Origin of the sequence: Aeromonas tecta (assembly GCF_000820185.1) — a bacterium.
Classification (GTDB): Bacteria; Pseudomonadota; Gammaproteobacteria; order Enterobacterales; family Aeromonadaceae; genus Aeromonas; species Aeromonas tecta.
Window position 1 is genome coordinate 77,207 of sequence record NZ_CDCA01000050.1, and the last position, 11,662, is coordinate 88,868.

Here is an 11,662-nt window from a genome sequence, read left to right on the forward strand (position 1 = left end):
AGACGAGGACCAGTGAGGATGATATGAGCATCATTAAAAAACAGGACTTTATCGATTCCATTGCCGACGCCCTACAATATATCTCTTTCTACCACCCCCTCGATTTCGTCCAGGCCGCCAAGGCAGCCTATGACCGTGAGATCAACCCGGCTGCCAAGGATGCCCTGGCCCAGATCCTGATCAACTCCCGCATGTCCGCCGAAGGCCACCGCCCCCTGTGCCAGGACACAGGTATCGTCACCTGCTTCGTCAAAATTGGCATGAAGGTGCAGTGGGACAGCGACATGACGGTGCAGGAGATGGTGGATGAGGGCACCCGCCGCGCCTACACCAATCCGGACAACCCCTTGCGCGCCTCTGTGCTCGCCGATCCGGCCGGTAGCCGCAAGAACACCAAGGACAACGCCCCGGCCGTGGTACATATCGACATGGTGCAAGGCGATAAGGTGGAAGTGAGCATAGCCGCCAAGGGCGGCGGCTCCGAAAACAAATCCAAGATGGTGATGCTCAACCCTTCCGATGATGTGGTCGAGTGGGTGCTGAAAACCGTGCCGACCATGGGCGCAGGCTGGTGCCCGCCCGGCATGCTGGGGATTGGCATCGGCGGCACCGCCGAGAAGGCGGCCGTGCTCGCCAAGGAAGCCCTGATGGAGCACATCGACATCCAGGAGCTGATCGCCCGGGGTCCCGAGACCACCGAAGAGAAGCTGCGGGTCGAGCTGTATGACAAGGTCAACAAGCTGGGGATCGGCGCCCAGGGCCTGGGCGGCCTCACCACAGTGCTGGACGTGAAGGTAAAATCCGCCCCGACTCATGCCGCCTCCAAGCCAGTGGTGATGATCCCCAACTGCGCCGCCACCCGTCATGTGCACTTCGAACTCGATGGTTCAGGCCCGGCCGAGCTGACCCCGCCGAAACTGGAAGACTGGCCGCAGATCACCCGTGAAGCCGGAGCCAACGTGCGCCGCGTCAACGTGGATGGCATTACCAAGGCCGAGCTGGCCAGCTGGAAGAGTGGCGATACCGTGCTGCTCTCCGGCAAGATCCTGACCGGTCGCGACGCGGCTCACAAGCGTATCGCCGACATGCTCAAGAAAGGGGAAGGTCTGCCGGAAGGGGTCGATTTCACCAACCGCTTCATCTATTACGTGGGCCCGGTCGATGCGGTGCGTGACGAAGTGGTTGGCCCGGCCGGCCCAACCACCTCTACTCGAATGGATAAATTCACCGACATGATGCTGGGCGAGACTGGTCTCATCGGTATGATAGGCAAGTCAGAGCGTGGCCCCAAGACGGTCGAGAGCATCAAGCAGCACCAGGCTGTCTATCTGATGGCCGTGGGCGGCGCCGCCTACCTGGTGGCGAAAGCCATCAAGAAGGCGCGGGTGGTGGCCTTTGCCGATCTCGGGATGGAAGCCATCTACGAATTCGAGGTGGAAGACATGCCAGTGACGGTCGCCGTCGATTCCCAAGGCAACAATATCCACGAAACCGGCCCGGCCTATTGGTCGGCCAAGATTGCCGAGCTCGACGGCAAGCTCTCCTGAGTCACTCGCCGTTCTGGTCTGAATCTGCGCGAGTATGACCAGCGACAAGCACAAACACAGTGAACAGCGTGAATAAGGCGACCCCAGGGTCGCCTTTTCCATGTCTGCGCATTGTATGACTGCGTGCAGCAAAGGGGGCAGCCCGCTGCAGGGGAGAAAGCAGGCGAGGGGAATATGGGCCTTTGAGCCATCACTGCCAACTAAGTTTGCTTTTCTCGTCGGCACCCACCTCATCGGATGTCAATGGTTGAGGTAGATATCTTGCCCACCATAGGCCACGGCACCACTGTGTGGGGGGAGGGGGCTGGCCTTCGGCTCGAAGAAGCGGGTCAACACACCGGCGCGTTGCCCCAGTTTGCTCAACTTGATGCGATCCAGCGTCACCTGCTCGGGCAGCCAAGTCAGTACGGCGGCACAATGACCATTGCCTAGGCTCTGCTCCAGCATGCGTTGCCAGTTCTTGATCTTGGGGCCATGCACGACCAGCACCCTGTCCGGGTTGATGCCCTGTGCCTGCCACTGCTGGGCAACGGGTAATCCCGGAGGGGCGATAAGCAGGATCCAGCCATCCTTGCCCTGACTCAACCGCCCCAATTCATCCAGCAGATCGCTTTCATGAGGTGCAACCGCCAGCCGATGATCGTGCTCCAGCTTATCCTGATGGCGGGTGGGCCAGAGGTTGATCAGGCCGACAGAGGAAGCGAGGGGGCGGTGACTCAGGGGCTGGCTCATATGTTTGTCCTGTATGAATAACCATGCTGTATGTGTATACAGTAGTTGTATCTCATGGCAGTGACAAGTCATTTGTGGTGAAAAGTGTGAGCTGATTAACAGGATAATCAGCTATACGATTGAATATAAAGGAAATTTACACCAATCTGAGGTTGTCTGTTTTTTGAACTATAGACAAAGCGGAAGCAGGCGCTCATGGTTATACAGTATGTATAGGAAGAGGAGAGACCAAGATGGATGTCAGCACCTTGCAACGGCTGGACGCCAATATTCTGCTCGGGATCATCAACGAGAAGCTGCGGCTGGAGTGCGATGGTCTGGAAGAGTTGTTGGCCTACTACGACATGACCGAAGATCAGCTGGCCACGCGGTTACAGCAGATTGGCTACCACTATGATCCCATGAGCAACCAGTTCAAGGCCCATGGTTAATTCGGTGACGAAGAGTGCCCCAACTGGGGCACTTTTTCTTTTATTGAGATTCCGAGCCAACGAGAATTGAAATCGGTTTCAACGCATGCCGGATTTGATGTTATTTTCACGTATTTTCAGCCACTGGCAACCATTGAAAACCTATTCATGGAATTATCTTCGCTGTTTATTTTTAATTGCATGATTTTTATCGATATTTTAATTTTGTTCAGTCAAGTTTAAGGAAAGGGTTTTCATGCTTGAACTGTCATTTTTATACGTTAAAGTGTGACTCATGTTAACTTTTAAACCATCGGCTTTAGCTAGTATGCCCACGCCGGAACATATTCTGAGATAACAACAGCGCCGGTCCCCAAGGGGATAACAATTTTTTATTTGTAACGAAGGAAAATGGTTTATGGCTACCAAGAAGAAGACAGACCAGGATCTCCAACTGGATAAAGATCAGCTCAAGGCGAGTATCGTGCGTCACCTGCGTTCTACCTTGGGGACAAGCGAACAGAAAGCCTCGCCAGAAGCGTGGTGGAAAGCGACCGCCGCCGCCGTCAATGAACAGGTGTACGAGCGCCTGACCCGTACTCAGCAGACGCATTTCAAGAAAGATACCCGTGCCATTCACTATCTCTCTGCTGAATTCTTGATGGGGCGCCTGACCTCCAACAACCTGCATAACCTCTCCCTCTACAAGGTCTGCGAAGAGGCCTTGGGCGAACTTGGTCTGGAACTGACCGACCTGTGCGAACAAGAGCCCGACATGGCGCTTGGCAACGGTGGCCTGGGTCGTCTGGCGGCCTGTTTCATCGATTCACTGGCCACCCTGAACTACCCGGCGGTCGGTTACGGCATTCACTATGAGCACGGCCTGTTCCGCCAGGAGATCCAGGATGGTCGTCAAATCGAGCGCCCGGACTCCTGGCGTGAATATGGCAACCCCTGGGAGATCTGCCGCCCCGAGTCGGTGCAGGAGATCCCGCTCTACGGCTACGTTGAGACCGTGTTTGGTGACAACGGCGGCCTGAAGAAGGTGTGGCACGCCGGTCGCAAAATCAAAGGGGTGCCTTGGGATATCCCGGTGGTCGGTTTTGGCGGGCACACCGTCAACATACTGCGACTGTGGGAATCCCGTGCCTCCGAGTTCTTCGACTGGGATGTGTTCAACGCGGGGGGCTATATCGACTCCCAGGCGGAAAAAGCCCAGGCCGAGACCATCTCCAAGGTGCTCTATCCGAACGATGAGACCGATGCCGGTAAAGAGCTGCGCCTGATCCAGCAGTACTTCTTCTGCGCCTGCTCCATCAAGGACATCATGCGCCGCTACAAGCGGGTTCATGGCAGCGATTTTACCAATTTCGCCGCCCAGATCGCCATTCAGCTCAACGACACTCATCCGACCGTGGCGATCCCCGAGCTGATGCGAGTGCTGGTGGATGAAGAAGACTTGCACTGGGATGCCGCCTGGGCCATCTGCTACCGGGTCTTCTCCTACACCAACCACACCCTGCTGCCAGAAGCGCTGGAGAAGTGGTCGGTCAGCCTGTTTGAGAAGGTGCTGCCTCGTCACCTCGAGATCATCTACGAGATCAATGCCCAGTTCCTGAACAAGCTGGTGGAGCCGAAGTGGCCGGGTAACGATGCCATCAAGGCCAAGCTCTCCATCATCGAAGAGGGGGATGTGCGCAAGGTCCGCATGGGTAACCTGTGCGTGATTGGCTCCTCCAAGGTTAACGGCGTGGCCGAAATTCACTCCAAGCTGGTGAAGGAAGATCTCTTCCCCGAGTTCGCCGCGCTCTGGCCAGAGAAGATGTGCAACGTCACCAACGGTGTCACCCCCCGTCGCTGGCTGCTGGCCTGCAACCCCGAGCTTGCCGAGCTGTATAACGAGGTGGTGGGCAAGGAGTGGCCGCTGCAACTGGACAAGCTGCGTGCCGTCACCAAGTTTGCCGACGACGAGGCGTTCCAGCAGCAGTTTATGACCATCAAGCGTCATAACAAGGAGAAACTGGTCAAGGTCATCAAGGCCGAAACCGGCATCGATGTCAGTGCCGAGGCGATCTTCGACGTCCAGATCAAGCGTCTGCACGAATACAAGCGTCAGCAGCTCAATCTCATTCACATCATGGCGCTCTATCGTCGCCTGCTGGCCAACCCCGACTATGACATGCACCCGCGGGTGTTCATCTTCGGCTCCAAGGCGGCGCCAGGCTACAAGCTGGCGAAAGACATCATCTACGCCATCAACAAGCTGGCCGAGCGGGTCAACAATGACGCCCGCATCCAAGGCAAGCTGAAGGTGGTGTTCATGCCGAACTACCGCGTCAGCCTGGCCGAGAAGATGATCCCGGCGGCCGATGTCTCCGAGCAGATCTCCACCGCCGGTTACGAGGCGTCCGGCACCGGCAACATGAAGATGGCACTGAACGGCGCCATCACCATCGGCACGCTGGATGGGGCCAATATCGAGATCGCGGAAGAGGCGGGCGTCGAAAACTGTGCCATCTTCGGTCTGAACGTGGACGAGGTGAAGGCGTTGAAGACGCGGGGCTACAACCCCTATGACTTCTACTATGCCAACTCCGAGCTCAAGGCGGTGCTGGACTGGTTCGATACCGACTACTTCACGCCGGGTCGTCCGGGCGAGCTCTCCTCCATCAAGCGCTCCTTGTTGGAAGGAGGTGATCCTTACCTGACGCTGGCGGACTTTGCCGCCTACTCGGATGCACACAAGCTGATCGATACCTGGTATCGGGACCCGGCGCTGTGGGCCAAGAAGGCGATCATCAACTCGGCCACCATGGGCAAGTTCAACTCTGACCGCTCCATCCAGGACTATGTGGACAGGATCTGGAACCTGAAGGCCTGCGACATCGGTTAATCACACCAGGACAACAAGCAACCCCCGCACTGCGGGGGTTTTTTATTCTGCTCTTATTGGGTTTTTACTGTGCAATTGACTGCTTTGTTTAGCCTTGGTGGTGTAGTTGGGTAGTTTTTAGATGTGGAGCAGTGAGAGATAAGGATAAAAAAGGGCCCCGTTGAGGGGCCCTGGCATCCGGTATGGGCAGAGGATCAGTGCAGGATGTCGCCGAAGCAATAAGCCAGCAGGGTCAGAATGACGGTGAACACCAGGTTCAACACCAGGCCGGCCCGCATCATCTCGCGCTGCTGGATATGGCCGCTGGCGAAGACGATGGCATTGGGCGGTGTGGCCACCGGCAGCATGAAGGCGCAGGAAGCGCCGACGGCAATCAGCACCGACATGACGATGGGGGAGACGCCGAGCGCCTCGGCCACACCGGCGAAGAGCGGCACCAGCAGGGCGGCGGTGGCGGTGTTGGATACCAGCTCGGTCAGGAAGATCACGAAGGTGGCAAGACACAGCAGGATGATGAAGATGGGCATGGTGGCGAGGGCGCCGGACAGGTGCTCCGCCAGGAAGGCGTTGGCACCGGTCTGCTTGAGGATCGCACTCAGGGTCAGGCCACCTCCGAACAACAGCAGCACACCCCAGTCGGTGTTCTGGTTGATGTCATCCCAGCTGGCGACCCGGCTGACGGCGATGGCCAGGATGGCGCCCATGGCGATCAGGGTATCGAACTGGGGAATTCCCCCCAGCGCCGCGGCGATGGGTTGTGAGCCGATCCACAGCAGCACGGTCGCGAGGAAGATGAGCAGGGTGGTCTTGCGCTGTCCGGTCCATTCTATGGTGACCTTCTCGGTGCTGACCTGGTGGGAGAGGTTGGGGCGCACCACCAGATAGAGCAGACCTATGCCCACCGGCATGAAGATGAGCACCACAGGGATGCCAAATTTCAGCCAGTCGGTGAAGCCGAGGCCCATCTGGGCGGCGGCGATGGCATTGGGGGGGCTGCCGACCAGGGTGCCAATGCCGCCGATGCTGGCGCTGTAGGCGACCCCCAGCAGGACGAAGACCAGGGTGCGGCGCTCTTTTTGGGTATCGATGCCTTTGAGCATGCCGAGGGCGAGCGGCATCATCATGGCCGCGGTGGCGGTGTTGCTGATCCACATGGAGAGGGCGGCCGTGATGGTGAACAGCACGATGGCGGCCCAGCCGAGGTGCCCCTTGGCGAGCTGCATCACCTTGGCGGCGATCTGGGTGTCGAGTCCCTGTTTGGAGAGGGCCGCGGCCAGTGCGAAGCCGCCGAAGAACAGGAACAGCACCGGGTTGGCAAAGTCGGTCAACGACTTGCTCATGTCGAACACCCCGAGCAGGGTGGCGAGTACCGGAATGGCGATGGCGGTGATGGTGATGTTCACCGCTTCGGTCAGCCAGAGGATGGCGACGAAGATCAGAATGCCGAGGCCCTTGTTGATCATGGGATCAAACGGGAGCCAGGCGAGCATGGCGCAGAGCAGCAGGACGTCCAGAATGACGATCCCTGCCTTGATGTCCAGCCAGCGTGGTGGGGTGGAGGGGAGTGCAGAGGTGTGCATGTTGTTCTCTCGGTTAATTTATGGTTGTTGTTGTGTTGCCGAGGTTACATTTATCCCCCTATTTGAAACAGGGGGATATCGTCAAAGCATGTGTCGTCTCACAGAGTCAACTGAAAATGGATCTAATCAGAAACACAAATCCAACAAATTTTTTTCATTCTGCCGGTGTCGTCAGGTTGAGCAGCCACTCCCGAAACAGACTGGGGGGCAGTGAGCCGCTGCGCTGAGCCAGGATCTGGCCCTGCTTGAAGACCATCAGGGTGGGGATGCTGCGAATGGCGTAGCGACTGGCAATGGCCGCCTCTTGTTCGGTATCGAGTTTCACGAAACGGATGCGGGGCTCGAGTTCCTGGGCGAGCTGCTTGAACACCGGGGCAAACTGTAGGCAGGGGCCGCACCAGCTGGCCCAGAAATCGACCACGACCGGGATGTCGGAGCCGATCAGGGTATCGAACTGCGCCGTGCGCCCCACCACGGGGCTGACCCCGAACAGGGTCGCGCTGCAGCGGCCACACTTCGCATTTGAATCCATTTTATCGCCGGGTAGACGGTTGCGCGTAAAGCAGTGGCTACAATAGGTGGTGATAAGTGACATAATTGGTTCCTCAATCCAGGTCCGGCAACATCTTTATTGCATTTATAGAACTGACTAACGGTAACATAGCCGCCAGTTATTTTTCACAGTCAGCGATCCGGGGAGCAGGGTGTCACCGGATGGCTGACCATGACAAGAGAATCGAGACGGGATGAAGAGTGTTGTGCGCGTCAATCGGGTTGTCTTAAGCCTTATCATCGTATCGCTGCTGGCGTTTTCGACCTATTGCTGGCAACTGCTCAGTCAGCAGCAACGTGCCTCCGAGTTGAGTGTGGCCGCCGAGCTGGTCTTGAATCGCATCAACACCGACACCGTGTATCTGCTGGGCCGGGAGAAGGCCAGCGATGGCAGCGTGCAGCTGCGGCTCAGCCAGTTGTCAAACAGCCTTGATCATTTCGTGAGCCGGGTGCGTGAAGACCCCGACTCGGTCGATGATCCCAAGTCGCAAGAGTTGCAGCGTGACATCGACGATTACCTGTTGGACTTGGCCAAGCTCTACACCATGGAGATGACGGTCGAGTATCTGGAGCCTCGCTTCCAGAGCCAGCTCAAGGCGCTGATGGCAACCATCTCGGTCGAGACTGCGCTGCACCGGAATCTCGCCGATCTGGTCAGGCTCAGCCATTACCTCAGACGCAGTTGGGACATCAGCGAACAGCGTGAACTGCTGCAACTGCAGCAGCGCATCACCGAGACTTATGCGCAGCAACCCCAGGTCATGGCCATCAATCAGCTCAGTCAGGACCTCAATCGCCAGGTGATGGAGTATCACCGCTTGCGCAACCAGATCATCGAGATGAAAGAGCTGGACTCGTTACCGGTGTGGAAGCAGAGCAAGATGGACCTGGCCTCGTCGCTCAAGAGCCGGTTCTACCTGATGGTGCTGGGCGGCGCCCTGCTCTGCTTCTCGCTGGTGGCCGTGACCCTGTGGCGCCGTAACCAGAAACTGAGCGAACTGTCCCGTCATGCCGGATTGCTGGCCCAGGCCAAGAGTGACTTTCTGGCCAACATGAGCCACGAGATCCGCACCCCCATGAATGCCATCATAGGGTTCAGTGCCCTGGCGCTGCAGACCGATCTCAGTCAGCAGCAGCGGGATTATCTCAACAAGATCAAATCCTCTTCGGATACCCTGCTGCTGCTCATCAACGACATCCTGGACTTGACCAAGGTGGAGTCCGGCAAGTTGACCCTCGAAGAGATCGATTTTGACTTGAGCGAGCAGCTCGACTCCCTGGCGGCCATGTTTGCCGACCTGGCCGAGCGCAAGCAGGTCGAGGTCATCATCAACAAATCGCCGGCCGTGCCCGATTTTCTGCGTGGCGATCCGCTGCGCCTCGGTCAGGTGCTGGTCAATCTGGTCAACAATGCCATCAAGTTCACCGAGCGGGGTGAGGTGGAGGTGGCCATCACCCTGGTCAACCAGCATCCCATGCGGGTGCGCTTCAGCGTGCGCGATACCGGGATCGGCATAGCGCCAGAGAAGCAGACGCAGCTGTTCCAACCCTTCACCCAGCTGGAGGCGGGTAATACCCGCAAATACGGTGGCTCCGGCCTTGGGCTGAACATCTCCCAGCGGCTGGTGGGGCTGATGGGGGGGGAAATCAGCGTACAGAGCAAACCAGGCATAGGCTCGACCTTCTCGTTCGACATCCCCCTGTCCCAGGCCGTCTACGGCGTGTCCGGGCGGCGGGTCTTCTTCGAGCAGCAGCCCCTCATCCTGATCATGGATGACAACGAGCTGGTGCTGGAGCTTGCCAAGGACATCCTCAGTCGGGCCGGCGCCACCGTGACGGCGGTGAACACCGTGTCCCGTGCCCGTCAGGTGCTGCGAGAAGAGGGCATGAATATTCGCCTCGCGATCCTCGATTGGCGCATGGGTCAGGAGGATGGCCTGGATCTGGCGCTTGAGATGTATCAACACAGCCAGTGGCGGCGCCTGCCCATCCTGATGACCAGCGCCTGGGCCAGAGAGGGGCTGCACGGGCGCATGGAGAGCATGGGACTGACCCATTTCCTCGCCAAGCCCATGACCGAGAATGCGCTGCTGGCCAAGGTCGATGAGCTGCTCAATGGCAGCTCTCACGATCGCAACATGCGCCAGGCCGAGGCGCAGGGCGATCAGCAGCATTTCCGTGAGCTGCTGAGTGGCACCCGGGTGCTGCTGGCCGAAGACAACAGGGTCAACCAGCAACTCATCATGGAATACCTGCGCCGGGTGGAGGCGGTGGTCACCGTGGTGGATAACGGCCGTGAGGCGGTAGAGCAGGTGGCGGAGCAGCCTTTCGATGTCATCTTGATGGACCTGCAGATGCCGGTGCTCGATGGCTTGGATGCGACCCGCCAGATCCGCAAGATGGTGGACAAGCACGACGTGCCCATCATTGCGCTCACCGCCAGCGCCATGCCGGGGGACAAGGAGCGCTGTCTCGGGGTGGGCATGAACGGCTATGTCACCAAGCCGGTCAGCAAGCTGGATCTCTACAACAACCTGCTGCAGTGGGTGAAGAGTGCCAACAGCGAACGCCGGGCTCAGCTCGAGGTGAAGCCGCCGGATCTGATGGGGGTGCTGGATCTGGAGGACGCGCTGCGTCGACTGGAGCAGGACCGTGAGGCACTGCAAATTTTGTTTAAGTTGTTCCTGTCCGAGCACAAGGACGATCTGTGGGAGATCCGCTCCGCCCTGCGCCGTCAGCAACCCGAGGTGGCGTGCCGCTTGCTGCACACCCTCAAGGGAGTGTCGGCCAATATCTCCGCCTCCCGCCTGCAACTGCTGGCCGGTGAGCTGGAATGGCGGCTGCGGTTGCAAGAGGAGCTGGGCGAAACCGAGTTGGCCCAGTTGCAGCAAGTGTTCAACCAGACCCGGGAGGAGGTATCCCACTTCCTGCTGACTGGCGAACAGCAAGAGTCGGGCACCTCCCTGTTCGAATCGCGTGACGGACGGCTATGAGACAGGGGAGATAGCAATCGTTCTCAAGCCAGCCACTTCAGGCTATGATGACCGGCTCCCATCGCCCCCACCTCGGGGGCGATTGTTATTGGGCTTCTCTTATTACCCGCGGCCGCCGGTGCGCCGTGAGAAAGGATGTTGATGTGAGCGTATTTTTACGACTTGGCTGGTTTTTCAAGGATCAGTGGCGGCGTTATCTGACCGCCATCTCGCTGCTGATGATGGTGGCGCTGTTGACCGTGATCCCGCCCAAGGTGGTGGGTTGGGTGGTGGATGGCATCGCCAAGGGGGATCTCGATCAGGGCACCCTGATGGGGTATCTGGCGGGGCTCTTCGTGCTTGGTCTGCTCATCTATCTGCTGCGCTATGTGTGGCGGGTCATGCTGTTTGGCGCCTCCTATCGCCTCGCCTATGTGCTGCGCAACCGACTGTTCAGCCATTTCACCCGCATGAGCCCCGATTTCTACCAGCGCCACCGTACCGGCGATCTGATGGCCCATGCCACCAACGACATCCAGGCTGTGGAGATGACCGCTGGGGAGGGGGTACTGACCCTGGTGGACTCCTTCATCGTCGGGATCCTGGTGCTCTCCATCATGTGCAGCCAGTACTCCTGGCAGCTGACCCTGCTCTCCCTGCTGCCCCTGCCGGTGATGGCCTTCTTCATGAACCGCTTTGGTACCCAGATCTACAAGGAGTTCAAGGCGGCGCAAGGGGCCTTCTCCAAGCTCAATAACAAGACCCAGGAAGCCCTCTCCGGCGTGCGGGTGCTCAAGTCCTATGCGGTGGAGTCTCTCGAAGATCAGGGCTTTGCCGAGCTGACCCGCCAGGCGGGGGAGCGCAACATGGCGGTGGCCCGCATCGATGCCAAGTTCGATCCCGTCATCTACCTGTGCATCGGCTGCTCCTATTTCCTAGCGGTGGCGGGGGGCAGCGCCCTGGTGCTGCGTGGCGA

8 protein-coding genes are annotated in these 11,662 nt (G+C 58.6%); 5 read left to right on the forward strand and 3 right to left on the reverse strand.

The genetic code is table 11. From position 1 onward, the window contains the following. Nucleotides 1–23: 23 nt before the first annotated feature. Nucleotides 24–1,547, forward strand: a complete 1,524-nt coding sequence (locus tag BN1137_RS21500; RefSeq protein ID WP_050720549.1) for a fumarate hydratase — start codon at nt 24–26, stop codon at nt 1,545–1,547. 240 nt (nt 1,548–1,787) lie between these two features. Here the strand turns inward: BN1137_RS21500 and BN1137_RS21505 are convergent, their stop codons facing one another. After that, nucleotides 1,788–2,279, reverse strand: coding sequence for a cell division inhibitor (locus BN1137_RS21505; protein WP_050720550.1), 492 nt, complete (start codon nt 2,277–2,279; stop codon nt 1,788–1,790). 233 nt (nt 2,280–2,512) lie between these two features. Between BN1137_RS21505 and BN1137_RS21510 the strand changes: the two genes are divergently transcribed. Further along, entirely contained in the window at nt 2,513–2,710 is a 198-nt protein-coding gene (locus BN1137_RS21510; RefSeq protein WP_005323525.1) for a DUF4250 domain-containing protein, read from the forward strand. A 397-nt stretch (nt 2,711–3,107) separates the two neighbouring features. Continuing rightward, nucleotides 3,108–5,582: a glycogen/starch/alpha-glucan phosphorylase gene (locus BN1137_RS21515; protein WP_050720551.1), complete on the forward strand. Its 2,475-nt coding sequence runs from the start codon at nt 3,108–3,110 to the stop codon at nt 5,580–5,582. A gap of 194 nt (nt 5,583–5,776) precedes the next feature. Here the strand turns inward: BN1137_RS21515 and BN1137_RS21520 are convergent, their stop codons facing one another. Next, nucleotides 5,777–7,162 carry an SLC13 family permease gene (locus BN1137_RS21520; protein WP_050720552.1) on the reverse strand — a complete coding sequence of 462 codons (1,386 nt, stop codon included), beginning with the start codon at nt 7,160–7,162 and terminating at the stop codon, nt 5,777–5,779. 154 nt (nt 7,163–7,316) lie between these two features. Further along, entirely contained in the window at nt 7,317–7,757 is a 441-nt protein-coding gene (gene trxC / locus BN1137_RS21525; protein WP_050720553.1) for a thioredoxin TrxC, read from the reverse strand. Nucleotides 7,758–7,908: 151 nt separating this feature from the next. Here trxC and BN1137_RS21530 point away from each other — a divergent pair, with 151 nt between their 5' ends. Both BN1137_RS21530 and BN1137_RS21535 read left to right on the forward strand, forming a co-directional pair. Continuing rightward, nucleotides 7,909–10,707, forward strand: coding sequence for a hybrid sensor histidine kinase/response regulator (locus BN1137_RS21530; RefSeq protein ID WP_050720554.1), 2,799 nt, complete (start codon nt 7,909–7,911; stop codon nt 10,705–10,707). Between the two features lie 143 nt (nt 10,708–10,850). Then, a partial coding sequence (locus BN1137_RS21535; protein ID WP_269745142.1) for an ABC transporter transmembrane domain-containing protein occupies nt 10,851–11,662 on the forward strand: 812 nt, incomplete at its 3' end.